Below are 21,256 nucleotides of genomic sequence, written 5' to 3' on the forward strand. Positions count from 1 at the left end.
TTTAGGCGCATACCAAGGCATTTAGGAATGCAAATTCAAGCGGCCGCGCACCTCTCCTACGTGACCTTTTAAGTCATACAGCTCTTTTGCATCTAGCATAGAGACTCTGATATTCCCGACTCTTCGCTCAATATCCTCTAAATCTCTGTAGTTTTTTTCTTTTAACTCTGGGACAGCTGCATTTTTCTCTATGACCTTCAGTTCTTCATAGACTCTGGATAACTTGAGACGTAAAAAGAAATTCTTAGCAGCAGGAATATAGGTAAACAAAGGAATCAGAATGACGAGTAATGGGATCACAATTTTTGCAAATCGTCCAATCCATACTGCGGTCCAGAAAGGTAGATGACGATGCAAGAAAGATGGGCCGTCCTTTAAATAGATTTCAGCATCAACATGTAAAGGAAAATCAAGGCCAGTACCAGATGGGAATTCTCCTGGTTTTTGCAAATAAGAATAGGTTTTCAGAATGTCATAGGTGTCACCTAGCAACAAGGTGACCAAAGCAGGGCTAACATCATCTTTACCAACCAAGGTTGCTGTTGCGGCCAATACCTGTATATCTTGACGTGGAAGATCATATGCAATACTCATAACCCCACGAGGTACAGTGACCTTTGATAAGAAAGGAAATAGGTGAACATAAGCATCAGCCTGCTCAAAGCTCATTAAGCGAATGCCGGGAGTTTCATAAAAATTCTTCAGAATGGGTGCCTCAGCTGCACTAACAATAAAGACTGCATCTAATTCATTCTTTTTAAATTTTTCCAAGGCATCTAGCGGCTTTAATTTTTCAGCATAAAAATCATTCACACTCAATCCGCTTGCTTTAAGCAGCTGAGAGGCCAAAGTTAGGGTACCGCTACCATCATTACCAATCGAGACGCGCTTGCCTTTTAATTGGCTCAATAAGCTTAAACGTCCACCTTCATTTTTAAAACTAGACTCTCTGTACCAAACCCATACCGGCTCATAAAAAACGCCCGCAATAGAAACTAAGCCAGGATATTTTGATAGGTCAGCTACGCCACCCTGCACCATTGCAAAATCTACACCGGAGTGCTGGTCACTCAGTAAGGCTAAGTTGTCACCTGTTCCGCCGGTCGTACGCAATTTCATAGATACGCCTTGCTCAGCAAGTTCACCCTGGAGTCTTTCGCCAAATTTTTGGTACAGGCCAGTAGGAAAACCTGTTGCCAACTCAATAGAACGAGGTGGCGGTGGCACCAGTACCCATAACGTGGAAAAAAGTAAGACAACCAAAATGAAGAAGGCGGCGCCCACTGCAATCGGGTTATAGATATTTTTACGTATGAAGTTCATAAGAATTATTTTTGTTATTGCCATTATGCCCCGAGCTCAAGGATCTAGAGCGGAATCAATTGATTCGAATTATTTCAGGATAAGATGGGGTGGGTTTGAAGAACCGTTAGGACAATAATGAATTCAGCTACTAAGAAAGTAGATCATTTATTGGTCGAGGTTAATTAAGGCCTGATCTGCCCAATGATGAGGCGCGCATTGGTCGTACCCACCTTGATCGTTTGCGGTGAAGATATCAAGTCACCAGCTTCTGGCATTGCCATTCCTGTTTTTGAAATACGTACCTCAACCGACACTTCAGACATTTGAGAAATTAATGCATTGGGACTCATTGCCAAAGCATCATTCAAAACAAAGTTGATAGGGAATGTAGTAACCGGGGTTTTGAGGACGGCCACTGGCATACGCTCACCTGGCTTACGGGCAATCACCATCAACACATCGCCTGCTTTAATTTTAGACTTCAGTTCTGGTGTAATCTCAACCTGTCCGCTCACGCCTTGATTGCTGATTACTGGGGCACTAGCTGGTGCAAGACCACCCTTGCCACGCGCCTCTGCAATAGAAGCTGCGATCGCACGCGCCTCATTGGACTCGGGAGGTAATAGCTGTGCTAACTTCTCCCAGGACCGCACTGCAGCTTTATAGTTCTGCGCATTAAAAGCGGCAGTTCCAGAAAGCCAAAGAGCTAATAAATTATTTGGGTCTTGGGCTAATGCCTGATTAATGAGTTGCTGTGGCTTACCAGCAAAACTACCATTCGCATTGGCTGCTAATACATCGGCATAGTCAGCTAATAATTGTGGGTCCGAATCAACAAAAGAGCCAGCACGAGCGTAGGCATTTGCAGCCTCAGTATTGCGACCCAAAATCCGATAGGAGCGAGCCAGCATAGCCCACCCCTTAAGATTGTCAGGCTCTTTAACCATTTTGGCGGCAAATTCTTCAACCATCTTTTCAACTGACTCTTGAGTCATTGGTTGCTCAGCGCCCTTCTTAGCAATCTGAGCGGCATCACCAAGGTAGAAATAGAAACCTGCTGAAAGTATTACTACAAAAAGGCAAATCCCAATGATGGTTTTCTTAGGTGAGCCCAGCACCGCAAGATCATCGGCTTCATCCGTATCCTGAAAAAGCCGCTGACGCATTTCTGCATGGGTCTGCTCATAGCTATAGCTATCTATAGCACCCGCCAAACGATCAGCCTCGAGCTTATCAAGCTCTTCCCGATAAATGGCTGCATTCATCTGACGACGCGATGTTGCGGATTCTTTTGCAGGAAAAAACAGTGGGCGCAATACCAGCACCAAGACCAGGATCAATAAAAGAAGAGCGGATATTACAAAACTAGTCATGTTATTTTTCTATTGAACTGGACTTGGCATCCTGAAGTAGCGCATCAATTCGACGATTATCTGCTTCAGATAGCGTGGTACTGGGCACGGCCTGATTTCTGCGACGCAGATACACCACCAAGCCAATAATTCCTGCGAGCAAAATTAGAAAGGGGCCTATCCATAGGAGCCAGGTGATCGGCTTCACAGGCGGACGATATAGGACGAAGTCGCCATAACGCTCCACCATAAAATTCCGAATTTGCTCGTCTGTCTTGCCCTCATTAATCAGGATGCGAATTTCTCGGCGCAAGTCATTTGCTAAATCAGAGCGTGAGCCCGCAAGGGATTCGTTCTGACAAACCAAGCAGCGCATTTCTTCTGAAATCACAATCAGACGCTGCTCGGTGACTGGGTCATCAGCCAAAGGTACTGCATCCTTAGCAGACGCACTGATAGAACACAGTATGACAAAAGTGAGTAGGAGGGAGTGAAGCGCCTTTCTCAACATTATTTGAGCTCATCTATTAAAGGAATGATTTTCTTACGAAGTAATTCCATCGTAATCGGTCCAATATGTTTAAACCGAATGACGCCAGTCTTATCAATCACGTAGGTCTCTGGAACACCATAGACGCCATAATCAATACCCACTCGGCCATTGGCATCAAAAGCTGATAATAGGTAGGGGTTACCTTGACGAGCAAGCATGACCATCGCATCGTCACGTTTATCTTTGTAATCCAATCCAATAATTGGCGCCATTTGCAATTTACCCAGCTCAACCAGAACGTGATGCTCCTCACGGCAAGCAACGCACCAAGAGGCCCAGACATTCAAAATCCAAGGCTTGCCTTTCATACTCTCTGGTGAGAACACTTTTTGGGGATCTGCCAGCTGAGGCAATTCAAAGGTAGGCGCCTGCTTACCAATCAGTGGTGAAGGTATTTCCTGTGGGTCACGATTTAAGCCTACCGCTAAAAATCCAACCAAAATGACAAACAAAATCAGTGGAATTAAAAACTTGGCTTTCATGCTGCTGCCTTCTTCAGCTTCATGCGATAGCGCTTATCGGACATCGCCAGCAAACCACCCAGAGCCATCAATACACAGCCACCCCAAATCCAATCAACAAAAGGCTTGTAATAAACTCGGACTGCCCATGCTTTGTCGTCTAACTCTTCACCTAATGAAACATAGATATCTCTAGTAAGGCTCGCATCAATCGCCGCCTCGGTCATGGGCATCGTTGATGAAAAATAACTGCGCTTTTCTGGATACATCGTCGCTTCCAGCTTCCCATTACGGGTTAATAAGAAAGTACCTTGCATCGCTCTATAGTTCGGTCCAGGAACGGGGCTAACACCCTGAAGCTGAATATCGTAGCCACCGACACTAACGCTTTCACCGGCGAGCATACGCACATCTTTTTCCTCTTGATAGGCACCCACCATGGTGACGCCAATCGTAAAGACTGCGATCCCCAGATGCGCTACCTGCATACCAATAAATGAACGTGTTGGCCTACCTGCTTTTGCTTGGCGAATAATTTGCAGCACCCCAGAAGTAATCACCCAGAAAGCCAATAAGAAGCCAAGGCTGCCAAGCCAAGTAAATGCACCCATTGCAAACGGAATTAAAGCCGCCGCAATCACTGCCACTAGGGCTGCAATCCATAAGCGCTTGATCACATCCAATAGATTTGAGTTCTTCCAGCTTGTCCAAGGCCCAATCCCCATCAGCACTAATAAAGGGATCATGATGGGCACGAAGACGCTGTTGAAATATGGGGGGCCTACTGAGATCTTCCCTAGATGCAGAGCATCAATCAATAAAGGGTAGAGAGTGCCCAAGAGTACTGATGCAGCAGATGCCACTAAGAAAACGTTACCAAGCAAGATAAAGGTTTCGCGCGATGTTAAGCTGAACTTACCGCCAAGAGTACTTTTGGGAGCGCGCCAAGCGTAAAGCGTTAAGGAAGACCCCACCACCAGCACCAAGAAAATCAAAATAAAGACGCCGCGTGTAGGATCAGTTGCAAATGCATGAACTGAAGTGAGCACTCCAGAGCGAACTAAGAAGGTTCCTAGAAGCGATAGTGAGAAAGCAGTAATCGCTAGTAATACCGTCCAACTCTTAAAGCCGCCGCGCTTCTCGGTGACCGCAAGCGAATGAAGCAATGCGGTACCTACCAGCCAAGGGATAAATGATGCATTCTCCACGGGATCCCAGAACCACCAGCCACCCCAACCGAGTTCGTAATAAGCCCACCAAGAACCCAGTGCAATGCCGAGCGTCAGAAATACCCAAGCAGCCGTTGTCCATGGACGCGACCAGCGTGCCCAAGCAGCATCTAAACGCCCTGACAACAAAGATGCAATCGCGAATGCAAACGCTACTGAGAAGCCAACATACCCCATATACAACATTGGCGGATGAAACACTAAGCCCGGATCTTGCAGGAGTGGATTAAGAGATCGCCCATCCTGAGCGGCTGGTAGCAGTCTCTCAAAAGGATTGGAGGTGGCGATCACGAACAATAGTAGACCGGTAGTCACCAAACCCAATACGCCAATCACACGCGCCACCATAAATTCATCTAGCGCCTTCGAAAGCTGAGCCACTAAAAATGTCCAGGTCGATAGCAAGAAAACCCAGAGCAATAGAGAGCCCTCATGACCACCCCATACGGCACCCAAGCGGTAAATGACCGGCATTTGTGAATTTGAATGCTCTGCCACATAAAGGACAGAAAAATCATTTGAGTAAAAGCTCCAGGCCAAAATCACAAATGCAATACCAAGCAATAGAAAAACAGTTTGCGCAGCTGGTCTTGCTAACATAATCCATTCGCGGCGACTTTGATGTGCACCGACCAATGGAAGTGTTCCTTGAATGATGGCGATACATAAAGCCAGTATGAGTGCGTAATGCCCAAACTCAGGAATCATTATTTATTTCCATTTTTTTGAGCCTGCTCTAGAGCATGCTTCGCCTCTGGAGGCATATAGTTCTCATCGTGCTTAGCCAACACTTCACTCGCAACAAATTGTCCACTTGGATTAAGGCGACCTTGAATGACTGCGCCCTTACCCTCTTTAAACAAATCTGGAAGAATGCCAGTGTATGCCACCGGAATATCTTTCACCATATCGGTAATCACAAAGTTCACCGTTAAACCATCTCGCTTAACCGATCCATCCTTGACCATGCCACCAATACGGAATACTTGACCAGCCGGTGACTTACCAGCAGCCACCTCACTCGGGGTGACATACAACGCAATATTGCTATTGAGGGCATTCAAAATTAATACTGCCGCGATGCTAATAGCAATTAGTGCGCCAACAATAATGGCAGCTCGCTTATGTCTTGGTTTCACTTACCACCCTTTTGATCAAACTGGTCAGCCAAAACTTCACGTTGCAGTCTGCGAACGATTGCCTGATGGCGCGCGCGAACAGTCAGGGGCTCTAATAAGAACACTAAGGCACAGGCACCAAAGCTGCACCATACATATAGGGCATAACCGCCCATGGCAAAGAATTCAGACGAACTATTCCACATTAATGCTTCACCTCATTTAATTGCCTAACCCAATCAGTATGAGCCTCACGCTCCAAAATGATGGCGCGCACACGCATTAACCCTACTGCAATTGAGTACATCCACAAGCATAAAGCCATCAACAACATACCCCAAAGCATGGTTTGGGCCATGGCTGGAGCCTTGGTTAGCGAAACAGAGGCGCCTTGATGCAAGGTATTCCACCATTTCACTGAAAAATAAATAATAGGCACATTCACCACGCCTACCAAGGCCAAGATCGCACCAGCTTTGTCGGCACGGCGGACATTATCAATAGAGGCCTGTAGGGCGATAAAACCGAGATACAAAAAGAGTAGGATTAATTCCGAAGTTAAGCGCGCGTCCCATACCCACCAAGCGCCCCACATCGGCTTACCCCAAAATGCACCAGTCCACAGAGATAAGAAAGCCATCCAGGCGCCGATTGGAGCTAGTGCTTGCGCCATCATGGCCGACAGGCGAGTATTGAATATCAGACCTAATCCCGCCCATACGGCCATTACCACATAGATGAACATGGACATCCAAGATACGGGGACATGAACAAAAATAATGCGGTAACCCTGACCTTGCACTGCATCTACTGGCGCCACAAAGAAGCTCACCCACAAGCCAGCAGCTCCAAAAATAATGGTGAGCGCCCAGAACCAGGGAATCATTTTTCCAGCCAGTGGATAAAAAGCACTCGGACTCGAGAATTTGAACCAGCCCATTACGTGACTAGAGGATAAATTATTTACATTACTCATTCGATAGCAATCTTTACAGCGCTCGCACTAACCCAAGGTACAAATGCTAATGCCAAAATCAATAAAGCGCCTAACAGTGAAAAATGCCCCGTGGTATCAAGACCTACGCTGCTAGCGTATACAGCGCCCGCTCCAAAAATTAATACAGGAATATAGAGTGGCAAGATCAGGAGACTCATCAATACGCTACCACCCCTAACCCCAAGAGTGAGGGCCGCTCCAACTGAGCCTAGCAAGGATAAAACAGGTGTTCCGAGTAATAAGGCCACCATCAGTACCTTTAAAGACTGGGCATCTAAGTCAAATTGAATGCCGATCACCGGCGCTAACAAAACTAAGGGTAGCCCACACACCAGCCAATGGGCGACGATTTTGCCAAATACTAAGGCGGTAAATGCATTCGGGGACAAGACCAGTTGCTCTAGGGTGCCGTCTGCGTAATCGGCTGCAAACATCCGTTGTAAACCAAGTAAGGTCGAGAGTAAGGCCGCAACCCAAATCACGCCAGGCGCAATCTTCCTCAACAAGGCAGTATCAGCACCAATCCCCAATGGGAATAAGCTCGTCACAATAACAAAGAAAAATAATGCAGTGAGGACCTCACTCTTGCGACGCATCACTAGCAATAGATCGCGATGGACAATAGCGATAAAAGCGTTCATAGATCCAGTACTCGCAGACCGGAAATAGCTAAGGGCTGATGACTAGTCAGCACCACCAAACCATTGCCCTGAAGATGCTCGACGATCAAATCTTGCAACTCCCCCACAGCATGGGCGTCTAAGGCATTAAAGGGTTCATCCAAAATCCAGACTTGCGCCCGTCGCGTTAGCATGCGCGCCATCAAAACCCGTTTTTTCTGCCCCGCTGATAAACAATTAATGGGCAAGTCTTCGCGCCCCTTTAGGCCAAATCGCCATAAGCTAGCAAAAGCGTCTTGCTCGGAGAGCGCAATGCCATCGATCGCTGCATACATACGCAAATTCTCAATAGCACTAAGATCTTCTTTCAGCGCATCACGATGACCTAAAAACAAAAGTTTGCTGCGATATTCCGATGCTTGCTTTTTAATGGAATGGCCGCACCAAAGTACCTCTCCCGACTCAGGAGAAGCCAAGCCAGTGAGCAAGCGCAAGAGACTTGTTTTACCAACGCCATTCTCGCCACGAATATGGAGGCACTGCCCAGCAAATAACTGTAAATCAAGACCGGAAAAAAGCGCTCTATCACCGCGCACGCAACTGATCTTCCGAGCCTCGAGGGCTGCGCTTGCAGATTCTGGGAAGGAGGTATTGGTCGTTGTCATTGGATGCAATGGCTTGAATCAAACCACCTCAGGCATTGTCCAAGACCCACTGGGGGCTGTCAAACCACCTAAAACAGTATTTAAAGAATAAATTTCTTTTAATTCAAGCGCTTAGACAATTATATGCGGAGTGAGGGGGAAGCGCCCCTCACTTGAATCATGATGCTATTCAGGCTTAATACCGGCACTTTTAATGATCTTGCCCCAGCGGGCTGATTCTTTCTTCTGAAATGATCCAAAAGCCTCGGGTGACATGGCGTAATACTTCGCCCCTTCTGACTCCAGCTTTTTCTGAACTGCAGGTTGTTGCATAATTTTTCCCACTTCAGCATTGAGCTTCTTCACAATTGCAGGGGGAGTGCCCGCGGGGGCAAATAAGCCAATCCAATTTTTGACATCGAATCCAGGCAGCGTCTCACTAATACTCGGCAAATCGGGCATCGAAGGATCTCTCGTGGCACCTGTTACCGCTAGACCACGTAATTTATCGCTCTTTACATAAGGCAGAATGGTAGGCATCGTGGCAAACATCAATTGGGTTTGACCGCCAATCAAATCAGTTATTGCCAATGCATTTCCCTTGTAAGGGATATGCGTCATATCAACCTTTGCGGTGAGAATAAAAAGCTCTCCCGCCAAATGGCTAGCAGTACCAATACCACCCGAGCCATAAGATACTTTTCCTGGGTTAGCTTTGATATAACTAATTAACTCACTGACATTTTTTACCGGGACGCTAGGATTAACAGCCAACAAACCTTCAGCATCCAGCACAAAAGCTACCGGTACAAAATCCTTGAATGGGTCATAGGGCATGCTCTTTACTAAGTAGGGGTTGACTGCATGCGTACCAATACTGCCCATGATCAAGGTGTAACCATCTGCCGGTGATTTAGCTACAAAATCAGCCCCGATACTACCTCCACCCCCCGTTTTGTTTTCTACTATCACTGGCTGCCCATAAGCCTCGCTTAATCCCTGAGCAATGATTCGTGAAAACCCATCAGCAATACCGCCAGTAGCAAATGGAGAAATGATTTTAATTTGATGATTTGGGTAACTGGCTACTTGAGCAATCGCAGCTTGAGTAAATACACTTGAACCCAAAATGAGGGCCACGAGTAACTTTTGCATATTATTTTTCTGAAGATATTTGAGGGAGTGGTGCAACTGACAAACCTTGCACCTGATATTGACTAATGAGATCAGCCACTAAACCAGATCTAATGAATTCTTCTACACAAGCATTTAAAAACTCAATCGACTCTAGGTACGTTTTTTGTGTGGCAATGGCCTGTTGTATTCCAGTAAATTGACCATCTAGAATTCTGGATCCCGGAATATCTTGAGAAGCAGCAACTAGGCCAGTTTTCAGACCTGCTAAAGCATCCAATTTCTGGCTGACAAACAATTCATTACTGGCTTTCACACTATCAGCGTGAACCAAGCTGGCGTGTTTGAGATTACGCTGTAACCACAGGTCATAAGCACTTTTGTAAAAAGATGCAATCCTAACCCCTGGCTGATCTACCTGCGACAACTCAGTTATGGAGGAGTTGGCGGGAACCAGGTAACTAGCTTCAAGCTCGACATAAGCAGGTGTGAAAGTGACCTTCTGAGCGCGCGCGGGATCAGAGCCCAATAAGGAGATACCACATCTTCCGCTGACGGCGGCCTCGACGACCTCGTCTTGCGTATTGAAGCCCAGCAGACTTATCTCCACACCTAAATTTTTTGCAATCGCCCGACAGATATCAGGCGCAATCCCAGTAGGCTCGCCAGAAGAAGATCGACCAGTAACCAATAAGAAGTTGCCCAAATATACCGCAGCAGACAGAACGCCATTGGGCGCAAGTTGCATCCTGACTTTAGGTGAAATAGAGTCCATAAAATTCCTATTGAACAGTGCATTTCATTAATTAGAATTGAACTGTCTGACCCTCAGTCATGGGAATAATCTTAATTGCGCTGCCCTTCATGGCCTCCTGGAATTCAGCCAAGGTACCCTTCGTCAATGGATTGGAGTTGTAATGCATCGGTATCACCATTTTTGGTTTTACCCAGGTTCGTAAAGCGAAGGCAGCATCGTCTGGTGCCATCGTGAAATTACCACCAATGGGGATCATTACCAAATCTGGCTTGTAATGTTCGGCAATAAATTTCATATCGCTAAAAAGTCCTGTATCACCCATGTGCCAAATTTTGAAGCCATTCTCAAGCTCAATGATGTAGCCCATCGCTTCGCCCGCTGCATGAGATTCCATTTTTTCAGTTGCCGGATTTTTCCACACCAGCAAGGAGGAGTGCTCAGCCTGCACTGCTGTAACCTTGATGCCAGGTAATGGTGTAACACGACCAGTTTTGTTGAAGCGATGACCAAGGTCGGCAGGCAATATTCCCAAAGTAATTAATGGGGTCACCATATCCGCAGGTCCATATAACTTAGTGTTATTCATTTTTGCAAGCGCAGGTGCATCACCAATATGGTCGACGTGAGCATGTGTTACCAATAACAAATCAATCGGGCCAATAGCAGGCAAATCGTTCTTATAAATAGCGGGGGTTTTAGGGCCGCCAGTAATCCACGGGTCGATCAAGATTGCTTTACCACCAGGACTTTTGATGCGAAATCCGGCCTGCCCTAACCACAGAACTTCGGTTGCGGACTGTGCACTAGATTTACTAAGCGCTTGAGCTTGGGCAGATATTGAGGCGCCCATTAAGAATGCAGCAGCAATCCCAACTAGAAAAGTGTCCAAGAAAATAGATTTGCGCATTACTGCCTCCAAGTTTTTATGATTTATCTTGTCAAACTATAGCGGAGAAAGCGGAACTTAGTTTTTGGAACTTCTTTTATGGCACTGCATCAATTTATAGCTAGTCCATGCCCCCACAAAAAAAACTATCTACTGTTCGCAATGCCAATAAAAAACCCCGCCGTAGCGGGGTTCTCATAACTCAGCTTTTTGTTTACGGCGTAATGACAATCGCACCCGAAACTTTTCTACCCTCTGCAGCTTTATGAGCATCAGCAGCCTGCTCGAGCTTAAACTTGGCACCGATCTGTACTTTCACGCGGCCTTGTGCAATCGCATCAAATACTGCACGAGCATTTTCCTGAAGCAATTCTGGCGTAGCGTTATGCGGGAATACGGAAGGTCTAGTTAAAAAGAGGCAACCCTTCTTATTGAGAATCTCAGGCTGAATCTCTGGAGCAGGTCCAGAGGCAGCACCAAATAAGGCCAATGTGCCAAATGGTGCAACACAATCAAGTGATCCCATGAAAGTAGTCTTAGCAACCGAGTCATACACCACATTCGCCTTACGACCGCCTGTTGCCTTCATAAACTCTTCAACCCAATTTGGCTTTGAGTAGTCCACTACAGCATCACAACCCGCTTCTTTTGCTGCAGCAAACTTGGCCTCGGATCCTACGGTGCCGACTACAAAGGCGCCCAAGGACTTTGCCCATCCCGCTAGAATTTGACCAACACCACCAGCGGCAGCGTGAACTAAGACAACGTCTCCAGACTTAACCTTGTAGGTCTTTTGAATTAAGTATTGAGCAGTCATTGCTTTAAAGAACACAGCGGCAGCAATTTCATCAGACACATTGTCTGGTACTGAAACCAATTTATCCACAGCAACATTGCGCGCACTGGCATAAGCACCGATACCGGCATTCATATACATCACACGATCACCTACCTTGAATCGAGTAACACCCTCACCAAGTGCCTCAACTACACCAACCGCCTCATGGCCCAAACCCGTTGGCAATTCCAAGGGATAAAAACCAGAGCGCTGATACACATCAATAAAGTTAAAACCAATAGCGGTTTGACGAAGTTGCACTTCGCCTTTACCTGGAGCTGGAAGCTCTTTATCGATTAACTGAATCACATCGGCGTTACCAAGTTCTGAAAGACTAACAATTCGAGCAGTTGTCACAAGTCACCTTATTATTTTTATAAAAAAATTATCTTACTGCAAGCGAGGAAGATACCGTCTCTTCATCTTCAACGATAGCCCAGGTACTATCCCCAAGCTTTTTGACTGCCATAGAGTAAGTCCAGGCGTCCGGAATGCCACAACTCCACTGATCAGGCCCATTTTGAATCAATACATTGCTGCCAATGCGGCTATCGAAGTAAAGATGGTAGGTTTTTCCATGCAGAGGATTAAAACTAAATTTGGCGCTATGGACCATTTCTGTAGCATCCAAACGAGCCTGAAGTGAACGCGCTTGCTTCATCAATACTTCAGCTTGCTCCATGATGCGATCGTATTCAAGCTTTGCATTTTGGCGCGCGACATTGACTGCCTTGTCTTTTTCTTCCAATACCTTAATCGGTGCAAATACGGGCGCGCCCACTTCCATGGGATATTCAATGCCAGCATGCCGTGCTGGATCGGTATCTTCAATTCTCATGACTTTTTTAACCTGCTGATTTATATAGTGAAAGTGTGACACAAATTCACAAAATGCGTTTTTGAGAGCTATAAATTGAGTAAGCCTCTTACAAGGAGTTTAAATCCCCCAGAAGGCCTTTGGCATGGTGCACGATTGCCTGCTGATCTGTATCGCTAATACGGGATAAATTGGCTGTCATCAGGCGGGTACGGGGGCTTGCCTCAAATTGGGTGCGATGCTGAATGAGGAAGTTCCAATACAAGGTAGTCATCGGGCAGGCGCCCTCCCCAAATCGGATATCAGGCTTGTATTGGCAGGAGTCGCAATAGTTACTCATTCTCTTAATGTAGGCGCCACTCGCAATATAAGGCTTGCTAGTAAAACGGCCGCCACTCGCAAATAAGGCCATACCAACTGTGTTGGGCAACTCTACCCACTCAATCGCATCAACATAGACTGCCAAATACCAGTCACAAACCTCTTTTGGCAAGATTTCTGCAAGTAATGCAAAGTTGCCCGTCACCATCAGGCGTTGAATATGGTGGGCATAACCATACTCCAGGGTTTGGCCTATCGCCTCTTGCATACACTTCATCTTTGTTTTGCCAGTCCAATACCAAGCAGGCAATGCATTCTGATGATCATAAAAATTATCTAAGGCCATTTGCGGCATATCCAGGTAATACATACCCCGCACAAATTCTCGCCAACCTAGGATTTGACGAATAAACCCCTCTACCGTCGCCAATTCCAAATCGTACTTTTTCCAGGCAACTAAAACAGCATCAATCACTTCCCTGGGATTAAGCAACTTTAAATTCAGTGCACTGGACAGTAGTGAGTGCCAACCAAAAGGTGTATCGGTCCACATCGCATCTTCGTAAATACCGAACGTGGCTAGGCGGTGCTCAACAAATCCTGCCAGAGCTTGAAGCGCATGTTGACGGGTCACTGGCCACTGAAAGTGTGCCAGAGATCCAGGATGATCCGAGTAGCGCTCCTCCACCTCAGCCAAAACAGTTTTGGTAATAGCATCCGGTGCAAATAATTCTGGAGGGGGAATTAAGCCGGGCCCCTTCTTTGGAAAGGGTTTTCGATTATCTCGATCGAAGTTCCACTGCCCGCCCTCAGGGTTACCCTCATGATCAATCAAAATCCCATGAGTTTTACGCATGAGTCTATAAAAGTACTCCAGTCGCAACTCTTTTTTATTGGCAACCCATTCTTTGAATTCTGCATGAGTGCAATAAAAATGATTGTCTTGCCGCATCTCTAAAACAATGTTGAGCTCTAAGGCCAAAGCCTCAATCGATTGCTTTAGACGCCATTCCCCAGGCTCCACGCAAACTAGATGCGTAAATTGCCCGCTACTAATCTTTTTGCTGACCTCTTCAACAATGGTCTTGGGTGAATGCTGAATATAGGTGAGAGTCAAACCCAAATCTTTTAGATGCTCAGCAAAGTGGCGCATTGCCGATAAAAATAAAGCAATACGCGCCTTGTGAGACCAAACATGTTGCGCCTCATTGGCAGACTCAACCATCAGCACTTCATCAGCCTTGGGGTTGATATCTTTTAAGGCAGCACTATCGACATCCAGTTGATCACCTAAGATCAGTATGAGTTTTTTCAAGCCGGCATTCCTTGCCGTGACATAGACAAGAGGATTTGATGGATCATCGATTAGCGCTTGTAAAAACTTAGAGTTACTTCACCCAAGTCAATTCCAAATTTGCTCATCTTGGCTTTATTGAGCATGACCTTAGGCGTTACCAAGTACATCCAATCATTAAATTGCACGTGATAGATTGTGCCGTCTACTGGCAAGGCCAAGGTGTAAGCCCAATTGAGAGCATTACCAGCCGATTCGCCCAGCGCATCCCCCACCACATCATCTGCCCTACCAATATATTTTCCAGGCGCAGTTTCAGTCAACGTCCAGATACGCTTTTGCTTTGTACCATCGGAATATTCAAAGCTTTCATCAAGGGTGCCCACCCTCTTACCATCAATCACTTTCCACTGCGCTACCAACAGTACGGTAAATCGTTTTTTGACCTCGCCACTGCGATCAGTGAAGATCCCATAAGCATCTATCGTGCCGTTGAAGTACTCGCTTAAATCGAGATTCGGCTTCTCATTAGCGTACTGCGTTACCGAAGGTGATGAGCAGGCAAATAGACCTGTAATCACTAAACCCAAAAACATCCATCTTGCGGCGATATAAGTTTTATGCATTTAACATACTCCTGAAATGAGTTGTGGTGGACAACCTTGCCCTAATAAATCCGCCCTGAGTTTGGGCGCACTAGTTTTTGAATCAAGCCATATTCCAAAAAAAGCCTTTGCAAAATCAGCGCCTTGAATTTGGGATATTTTTTTGCCTTCATAAAAGAAACTGGTTCCCTGCTTCGGGGTATAGACCGCGGAAATAGTCTGGCCAGGCTCTACATTAGGAAGAATAGCTGCCAGCTCTTTACCCCAAGACACTGCTTGAGCATCGGCTACACCTAAGTTTTTCATCTCATCAGCAGTGCGGCTAGCAATTGCTTCACCGGAGAACGATCTTTGATACTTCAGCTCAAGAGCAAACTCCTGAGAATCCTGAGTCACACCTCGATATAAATTGGCATCGTAAACATGAAACCCCCAAAAGTTCAGCCTACCCAAACCTTGCAGTTGGACTTGACCCATCATGCTTTTAATATGTGGCGGCTCCTTAGCAAGGCTCATTGGAGTTAGCGTGCTAAGAGCTAAAGTAATCACTAATTTATCAACCAGTTTCATACCCTTAACCCTTTCTATTGACAAGTCGTAAAGCAAGAGGTCCTAATATCGCTGAAATCGTATGGCGATGCTTTGCAAAGAATCGGTAAGCGACATTCCAAAATGGCTTGAGTAAGGGTCTAGAAAAAAGCCATGCGAGCTTAGGTAGATCAGCACGTCGATAGGCCTCCGAAAATACCTCCACACCCTCAAGCAGCTCACCATCATCATATTGAGCACACATAGAGGCCAAAGCTTGCTTACAAGAGACTCCTACGCGTTCAGGTGAGTACTGATCAGAATTGATATCAACAAAGCTCAGCAGTCCCGCTTGATTGCGTCCCGAAAGAAATTGGATTTCTGCCTGACATAAAGGACAAAGACCGTCGTAGAACATAGTAAGATTTTTCATGACGTTTATTTTTGCTTGTATTGAGTTGCACAGTAGGCGCGGTTAACCAACTTACTACGCAGAGCGATATGCTTAGTTGATCTGCCAGTAACTCGCTTGCGCCACAATTCAAAAGAACTGCGTTTAAGATTTTTTCTCATTAAAGCAATCACTTGGGGCTCAGAATATCCAAAAGTAGCTTCAATGGCTTCAAAAGGAGTGCGATCCTCCCAGGCCATTTCAATTAACCTGGAAAGGTCTGCCTCTGAAAGCGCTTGGGGTAAGCGAGTTGTCATCAAGCAAGTTTAAGACTTATTCAATAAACTGGCTGAGACCCTACTCATTGCAAGTTTTTATGCCGCTTATCTCCACATCCTTCCGTGCACTCGTGATTGGTTCCTCCGGAACCATCGGTGCCGCCTTTGTGGAGTTACTGGAGAATCATCCCGCATGTACTGAGGTGGTCGGCATACATCGCTCATCTACCAGCCCGATTGATTATCAAGATCTCAGTACGATTGAAGAGGCATCTAAGACTCTCACTGGAGAGCCACCTTTTCAGCTGATTATTAATACTATTGGGATATTGCATTCTGCCGATTGGATGCCAGAGAAAAAACTGGATGACCTCAATGCCCAACAGTTACAAACACTACTACAGGTCAATGCGATTGGCCCAGGCCTGACTATGCGGTACTTTTCCAAGCTGCTAGACCCAGCAGGAGCTGTCATGGCAACCCTCTCGGCCAAGGTGGGCAGCATTGAGGACAATCGTCTCGGAGGCTGGTACAGCTACCGAGCCTCTAAGGCGGCGCTCAATATGTTGATTAAGACGACTGCTATTGAACTAGCACGCACCAAACCTAATATCGCACTCATAGCACTGCATCCCGGAACAGTAAACTCTCGCCTATCAAAACCCTTTAAAGGCCAGCAAATTGGTCGACCTCCCCTCGATGCCGCGCAAGATATGCTCAATGTTTTACTCTCACTAGGCAGAGAAGATTCAGGAACCTTTATTAGTTACTCAGGAGAACGCTTACCTTGGTAAGTCATCTATTGTTATGAAACGATATTTATTCTTTTTCCTCATCACCTGCACTCTAGTTTTTACTCAGAGCAAATTGGCTACAGCACAGAGTGAGTTAGCCAACAAACTAAATGATGGTACGCATGTTCTCTTAATGAGACATGCCGATGCGCCTGGCTATGGAGACCCAAAGAACTATCAAATCGGGCAATGCTCTACTCAACGCAATCTTGGGGATTTGGGACGAAAACAGGCTAAGAACACCGGTGATTGGCTATCTAGCCAAGGAATTGGGCAGGCAAAGGTTTACAGCAGCCCCTGGTGTCGTTGTGTTGATACCGCTACTCTACTAAACAAGGGCGAAGTAAAAAAAGAGGCCGCCTTAGGTTCATTTTTTGATGATATGAGTTTGGCAACCAAACAGACCGACGAACTCACAAAACGCATTGCAGTTGAACGAAAGCAATTTCCAAGTACACCAATCATCATGGTGACACATCACGTCAATATTCAATCTTATGTTGGCGTGGTTGTGAACTCAGGCGATATGGTTTTAGTGAAAGTCGATCCTGCCGGAAAGCCCATATCTTTTAAGTTATATCCAAGCCCTTAAAACCAGTCAATTTTTATAAAAGTAAAGAGTCTTTATGCAAGATGCCATCACCTTAAATGTATTGGGTCAACCTTTGGTGCCCTGCTCCTTTGATCCATTGACAGGATTTTTTAGAGATGGTTGCTGCAAAACCAATGAGCAAGATTTGGGCAGTCACTTGGTATGCGCTATTGTTACAAATGACTTTTTACAGTTCAGCCTTAAAAGAGGGAATGACCTCATCACGCCGCGCCCTGAATATCAGTTTCCGGGTCTCATAGCAGGCGATCAGTGGTGTCTTTGCCTTAACCGTTGGACAGAAGCCTTAGAAGCGAACTGTGCGCCCACAATTCAGTTAGAAAGCACTCACGCTAAAGTATTGGAGAAAGTGTCACTGGAGGTCTTGCTGCAATACTCTCAGAGCCAGAGCCTTTGATACTCTCCCAGGGGATCGTGATCTTGTTCTTGCTTGGCGATATTAAAACGTCTGCCACCCCGAGGATCAGTTCCCAGTCCAGCTAAATATAACCAGTTACCTTGATTGCTATAGACGTCGTAGTCAATCAACTGAGACTCGAACCAAGCGGCGCCCAAACGCCAATCCCCCTGTAAATCGTAGATCCAGTAACTGGCAACTATCTGACGCATCCGGTTGGATAAGTAACCCGTTTTGAGTAGCTCTCGCATTCCGGCATCCACTAGGGATTTACCGGTGCTTCCAGTGCGCCAGGACTCAAAGTGTTGGGCGCTACCTTTTGATACGGGGGTCTCACTCAAGCCTGCTACTCGATACAGTTGTGTACCGTATTTAAAGTGTAGAAAACGGAAATAATCCCGCCACAGCAACTCAAACCAAAGCCAGTAGGTGCCGTCATTTGCACCGTGAGCTTGCTCATATGCATCTAATTGAGCAACAATCGTCCTCGCAGAAACGCAACCCAAAGCCAACCATGGAGAAAACTTACTTGAGTAGTCTTGCCCAATGAGTTGATTGCGAGTTTCTTTATAAGTATCCGGCAAGCGTCTTGCAAGATATTGCTTTAAGTGCTCAAGGGCACTGCGCTCGCCACCCAAGAACTTTAGGGTCGAGTTTTTTACTTCATCAGAACCCCGTATCGGGGGGATCTCCGCAAACTCTGGCAATGCAGGAATTTGAGAAGGCGCCATCACTGGTGGCGAAAACTTCAAGCCGGCGTACTCTACTTTTTTACGAAACTGAGTAAACATATCTGGCATATCTTGAGCGGCAAAGGGTAAGCTCTCTGGCGACAGCATACTTGACTGCCAAAACTCCTGAAGTGAAATTCCCCGAGCTAGAATCTGATGGCTCTGTCGGATTTCTTCTGGAGCTTCGATGCGCTCACAATAAATTGCATCGGCACGCGTGACTTGGGCTAATTGCACGAAGACATCCGCTGGCTCGCCGGCATATTCCAGCAGATCGGATCCTAAAGCACGTAACTGCGCCCTTAAATCATCCAAGGACTCCCTTAAGAAACCCTTGCGATGAGATCCCTCTCTCGGGAAACCAAAAACAGAAGCAGCTTGCGCTTGCGGCAGATGAATATATACAGGCAACAAGCGGTCAGCACGATGACATGCCTCTAGCAAGGCAGGATTATCTATCAGCCTTAAATCATTTCTGAACCAATAAATCAGGGTCGTCATTTACTTCGCCCCAAGCGTAGCTGATGAAGATTTATTGGCTCGGCAGGCATCAGAACAATACTTAACAGACTCCCAATTTTTAGCCCAGGATTTGCGCCAAGTCATTTCTTTGCCACAAGTGACACATAACTTGCTCGGCAAGTAGGATTTATTTCCCTTGAATCCCGATTTTTCTAACTTGCTCATACCTACCTAATTAAAAACGAATAGACTGATTACTAAACTCAAAAAAGAGAATGTATTGAAAGCTTTTTACGCAGATCACTATGTTTTACCACTTCCACCCGGGCACCGCTTTCCGATGGAGAAGTATGCACAATTGCGTGATCTAGTATCGCAACTCGATGGCATTGAGCTTGAGAATGCCCCCGCAATTACCGACACTCAAATACTCTACGCTCACGATCCAAGCTACCTGATCAAGGTCTTGCAAGGCAAGCTCAGTCCACAAGAACAACAAGAAATCGGCTTCCCTTGGAGCGCCCAGATGGTGGAGCGCTCTCGAAGATCTGCAGGGGCAACTTTAGCCGCAGCCCAATCTGCATTGACAGAAGGAATAGCCGCCAATTTAGCCGGGGGAACGCACCACGCTTACCGCAATAAAGGGAGCGGTTTCTGCGTCTTTAATGACTCTGCCATTGCCGCTAGAGCACTCCAGAGAGAAATTAATCCAAACCTGAAGGTCGCCGTCATAGACTTGGATGTTCACCAAGGTAATGGCACTGCTTCTATTTTAGAAAATGACTCTTCTATATTTACCTTATCGATACATGGGGAGAACAACTTTCCCTTTACAAAAGAGCGTAGCGATCTTGATGTTGGCTTACCAGATGAGACGGGAGATGCAGCCTATTTAGCAACACTGCATCAAAGCCTAGAAATATTAGATACGCGCTTTAAGCCTAACTGTATTATTTACTTAGCTGGAGCAGATCCCCATGAGGGGGATCGCTTAGGTAAGCTCAGCCTGACTCAAGAGGGAATGCGGCTGCGAGATGAAGCTATTTTTCAGTATGGCTTAGATCGCCAAATTCCAATTGCCTTTAGCATGGCTGGTGGATATGGCAAAGAAATTCAGTCAACTGTGAATATTCATTTTCAGACCATCCAAACTGCACTTCATTTTCAACAGCAATGCGGTTGATTTACAACCAAATGCTATTGTTACCTCTTATTGGATTTAGAAGACGTCCAGTATTTCTGCATTTCAATAAATAAGAATGAAGCAGACCAAGTAATGAGAATAAAGCCAGTAAGCGCTTCCACCCCAGTCAAGTATCTCAAATAGCCCTGAGCCACAACCTCACCATAACCCAAAGTAGTGAATGTAACAAAAGACAGATATGCGCAGTCAAGCAAAACACCATGCCCTGAAATATTGCCGACAAGACCTCCCATTACAGGGAACGGCAAGGTAAAAAAGTAGCCCAAAGCAAAAAGCCAAATCTCTAGAACATGTGCCATAAAAATAGCGCCAACCCCAATCAGAACCCTAAAACGCGGGGAAATATGCGCCACCATAGGCAAGATTTTATCTAACTGAAAGAGTGCCTCGTAGTGTATCAATATGGCCACAAGGGCTAATGATCCATTAATGACAAACGCGGTAAGAAGTAGCATAGAAGAAATTATCCTCCCATCTTCAGGAGAATTCCTCATTAGCCATTGATAACGGTATCGCCTTTTAGGCCATCTACTTTGGCAAAGTATCTTTTAGCGTAAGCCAGCAACTGTCCATCAGTAGGATGATCTACAGTTTCAATGCCCACCACTTTTTCAGCCGTCAAATGATCATGTTTCGTGGCATGTTTCATCAGCTCTAATTTGGCCGAGCCTGGCCCAACAATCAAAATCTCCTTGGATTCTTTTACAGCCTGAATCACTTCATGCAAGTAGTGCTCATCTGGTCCGGCATGGCTACCACTGATACTTCCACTTTTGTGATGAAGGTTTTTATGGGTAGATCTTGTTTTGATTACTTCGCTCTCACTTGCAGTGGGATTGAAATAAATAACATGCGCTTCTTGATGGTCAATCCAAATTACTGAGTGATTAAATGACATATATTCTCTTTCTTATTAGTAAAACGGGGGCA

At 45.9% G+C, this 21,256-nt stretch carries 28 protein-coding genes; 4 read left to right on the forward strand and 24 right to left on the reverse strand.

Annotated features, from left to right (window positions below):
- Positions 1–21 precede the first annotated feature (21 nt).
- From FD967_RS08380 to FD967_RS08475, 20 genes are all read right to left on the reverse strand, one after another.
- Entirely contained in the window at positions 22–1,323 is a 1,302-nt protein-coding gene (locus FD967_RS08380; protein WP_215325558.1) for a TAXI family TRAP transporter solute-binding subunit, read from the reverse strand.
- Between the two features lie 164 nt (positions 1,324–1,487).
- Positions 1,488–2,678, reverse strand: coding sequence for a c-type cytochrome biogenesis protein CcmI (ccmI, locus tag FD967_RS08385; protein ID WP_215325560.1), 1,191 nt, complete (start codon positions 2,676–2,678; stop codon positions 1,488–1,490).
- A gap of 1 nt (position 2,679) precedes the next feature.
- Entirely contained in the window at positions 2,680–3,168 is a 489-nt protein-coding gene (locus tag FD967_RS08390; protein WP_215325562.1) for a cytochrome c-type biogenesis protein, read from the reverse strand.
- Positions 3,168–3,692: a DsbE family thiol:disulfide interchange protein gene (locus tag FD967_RS08395; protein ID WP_215325564.1), complete on the reverse strand. Its 525-nt coding sequence runs from the start codon at positions 3,690–3,692 to the stop codon at positions 3,168–3,170. The genes FD967_RS08390 and FD967_RS08395 overlap by 1 nt, the downstream gene beginning before the upstream one ends.
- Complete coding sequence (locus FD967_RS08400) at positions 3,689–5,608, reverse strand: heme lyase CcmF/NrfE family subunit (RefSeq protein WP_215325565.1); 1,920 nt, start codon at positions 5,606–5,608, stop codon at positions 3,689–3,691. Before FD967_RS08400 ends, FD967_RS08395 begins: the two co-directional genes overlap by 4 nt.
- Positions 5,608–6,039: a cytochrome c maturation protein CcmE gene (gene ccmE / locus FD967_RS08405; RefSeq protein ID WP_215325566.1), complete on the reverse strand. Its 432-nt coding sequence runs from the start codon at positions 6,037–6,039 to the stop codon at positions 5,608–5,610. Before ccmE ends, FD967_RS08400 begins: the two co-directional genes overlap by 1 nt.
- Positions 6,036–6,224: a heme exporter protein CcmD gene (ccmD, locus tag FD967_RS08410; RefSeq protein WP_215325567.1), complete on the reverse strand. Its 189-nt coding sequence runs from the start codon at positions 6,222–6,224 to the stop codon at positions 6,036–6,038. Before ccmD ends, ccmE begins: the two co-directional genes overlap by 4 nt.
- Entirely contained in the window at positions 6,224–6,994 is a 771-nt protein-coding gene (gene ccmC / locus FD967_RS08415; protein WP_215325568.1) for a heme ABC transporter permease CcmC, read from the reverse strand. The genes ccmD and ccmC overlap by 1 nt, the downstream gene beginning before the upstream one ends.
- Entirely contained in the window at positions 6,991–7,656 is a 666-nt protein-coding gene (gene ccmB / locus FD967_RS08420) for a heme exporter protein CcmB (RefSeq protein WP_215325569.1), read from the reverse strand. Before ccmB ends, ccmC begins: the two co-directional genes overlap by 4 nt.
- Complete coding sequence (ccmA, locus tag FD967_RS08425; protein WP_215325570.1) at positions 7,653–8,300, reverse strand: cytochrome c biogenesis heme-transporting ATPase CcmA; 648 nt, start codon at positions 8,298–8,300, stop codon at positions 7,653–7,655. Before ccmA ends, ccmB begins: the two co-directional genes overlap by 4 nt.
- 165 nt (positions 8,301–8,465) lie before the next feature.
- Complete coding sequence (locus tag FD967_RS08430; protein ID WP_215325572.1) at positions 8,466–9,434, reverse strand: tripartite tricarboxylate transporter substrate binding protein; 969 nt, start codon at positions 9,432–9,434, stop codon at positions 8,466–8,468.
- A 1-nt stretch (position 9,435) separates the two neighbouring features.
- Positions 9,436–10,188 (reverse strand): transporter substrate-binding domain-containing protein, encoded by a 753-nt coding sequence (locus FD967_RS08435; RefSeq protein ID WP_215325574.1) that lies wholly within the window; start codon positions 10,186–10,188, stop codon positions 9,436–9,438.
- A gap of 31 nt (positions 10,189–10,219) precedes the next feature.
- On the reverse strand, positions 10,220–11,077 hold the full coding sequence (locus FD967_RS08440; protein WP_215325576.1) for a metal-dependent hydrolase: 858 nt from the start codon (positions 11,075–11,077) through the stop codon (positions 10,220–10,222).
- A 193-nt stretch (positions 11,078–11,270) separates the two neighbouring features.
- On the reverse strand, positions 11,271–12,251 hold the full coding sequence (locus FD967_RS08445) for a quinone oxidoreductase (protein ID WP_215325577.1): 981 nt from the start codon (positions 12,249–12,251) through the stop codon (positions 11,271–11,273).
- A gap of 28 nt (positions 12,252–12,279) precedes the next feature.
- Complete coding sequence (locus tag FD967_RS08450) at positions 12,280–12,732, reverse strand: DUF2452 domain-containing protein (RefSeq protein ID WP_215325578.1); 453 nt, start codon at positions 12,730–12,732, stop codon at positions 12,280–12,282.
- Between the two features lie 88 nt (positions 12,733–12,820).
- Positions 12,821–14,347 (reverse strand): cryptochrome/photolyase family protein, encoded by a 1,527-nt coding sequence (locus tag FD967_RS08455; protein WP_215325579.1) that lies wholly within the window; start codon positions 14,345–14,347, stop codon positions 12,821–12,823.
- Positions 14,348–14,397: 50 nt separating this feature from the next.
- Complete coding sequence (locus FD967_RS08460; RefSeq protein WP_215325580.1) at positions 14,398–14,952, reverse strand: DUF3833 domain-containing protein; 555 nt, start codon at positions 14,950–14,952, stop codon at positions 14,398–14,400.
- Positions 14,953–15,501: a chalcone isomerase family protein gene (locus FD967_RS08465; RefSeq protein WP_215325581.1), complete on the reverse strand. Its 549-nt coding sequence runs from the start codon at positions 15,499–15,501 to the stop codon at positions 14,953–14,955. It lies immediately after the preceding gene.
- A gap of 4 nt (positions 15,502–15,505) precedes the next feature.
- Positions 15,506–15,892 (reverse strand): thiol-disulfide oxidoreductase DCC family protein, encoded by a 387-nt coding sequence (locus FD967_RS08470; protein ID WP_215325582.1) that lies wholly within the window; start codon positions 15,890–15,892, stop codon positions 15,506–15,508.
- A gap of 5 nt (positions 15,893–15,897) precedes the next feature.
- Positions 15,898–16,167, reverse strand: a complete 270-nt coding sequence (locus FD967_RS08475) for a TIGR03643 family protein (RefSeq protein WP_215325583.1) — start codon at positions 16,165–16,167, stop codon at positions 15,898–15,900.
- A 59-nt stretch (positions 16,168–16,226) separates the two neighbouring features.
- On the opposite strand from FD967_RS08475, the gene FD967_RS08480 reads away from it, so the two are divergent.
- Genes FD967_RS08480 through FD967_RS08490 form a run of 3 tightly spaced genes read left to right on the forward strand, consistent with a single transcriptional unit; the run spans position 16,227 to position 17,929 of the window.
- Positions 16,227–16,922 carry an SDR family NAD(P)-dependent oxidoreductase gene (locus tag FD967_RS08480; RefSeq protein WP_215325585.1) on the forward strand — a complete coding sequence of 232 codons (696 nt, stop codon included), beginning with the start codon at positions 16,227–16,229 and terminating at the stop codon, positions 16,920–16,922.
- 13 nt (positions 16,923–16,935) lie between these two features.
- Positions 16,936–17,514: a histidine phosphatase family protein gene (locus FD967_RS08485; RefSeq protein ID WP_215325586.1), complete on the forward strand. Its 579-nt coding sequence runs from the start codon at positions 16,936–16,938 to the stop codon at positions 17,512–17,514.
- A gap of 34 nt (positions 17,515–17,548) precedes the next feature.
- Positions 17,549–17,929, forward strand: coding sequence for a DUF2237 family protein (locus tag FD967_RS08490; RefSeq protein ID WP_215325587.1), 381 nt, complete (start codon positions 17,549–17,551; stop codon positions 17,927–17,929).
- On the opposite strand, the gene FD967_RS08495 is transcribed toward FD967_RS08490, so the two are convergent.
- Complete coding sequence (locus tag FD967_RS08495; RefSeq protein ID WP_215325588.1) at positions 17,911–19,161, reverse strand: DASH family cryptochrome; 1,251 nt, start codon at positions 19,159–19,161, stop codon at positions 17,911–17,913. The two genes, FD967_RS08490 and FD967_RS08495, sit on opposite strands and share 19 nt — an antisense overlap.
- On the reverse strand, positions 19,162–19,347 hold the full coding sequence (locus FD967_RS08500) for a DUF2256 domain-containing protein (RefSeq protein WP_215325589.1): 186 nt from the start codon (positions 19,345–19,347) through the stop codon (positions 19,162–19,164).
- A 55-nt stretch (positions 19,348–19,402) separates the two neighbouring features.
- On the opposite strand from FD967_RS08500, the gene FD967_RS08505 reads away from it, so the two are divergent.
- Entirely contained in the window at positions 19,403–20,305 is a 903-nt protein-coding gene (locus FD967_RS08505) for a histone deacetylase (protein ID WP_251369016.1), read from the forward strand.
- 20 nt (positions 20,306–20,325) lie between these two features.
- On the opposite strand, the gene FD967_RS08510 is transcribed toward FD967_RS08505, so the two are convergent.
- Together FD967_RS08510 and FD967_RS08515 are read right to left on the reverse strand one after the other, a co-directional pair.
- Positions 20,326–20,736: a potassium channel family protein gene (locus tag FD967_RS08510; RefSeq protein ID WP_215325590.1), complete on the reverse strand. Its 411-nt coding sequence runs from the start codon at positions 20,734–20,736 to the stop codon at positions 20,326–20,328.
- A gap of 83 nt (positions 20,737–20,819) precedes the next feature.
- Positions 20,820–21,224 carry a translational machinery protein gene (locus FD967_RS08515; protein ID WP_215325591.1) on the reverse strand — a complete coding sequence of 135 codons (405 nt, stop codon included), beginning with the start codon at positions 21,222–21,224 and terminating at the stop codon, positions 20,820–20,822.
- Between the last annotated feature and the right edge of the window lie 32 nt (positions 21,225–21,256).

It is taken from the genome of Polynucleobacter sp. JS-Mosq-20-D10 (assembly GCF_018687755.1).
Classification (GTDB): Bacteria; Pseudomonadota; Gammaproteobacteria; order Burkholderiales; family Burkholderiaceae; genus Polynucleobacter.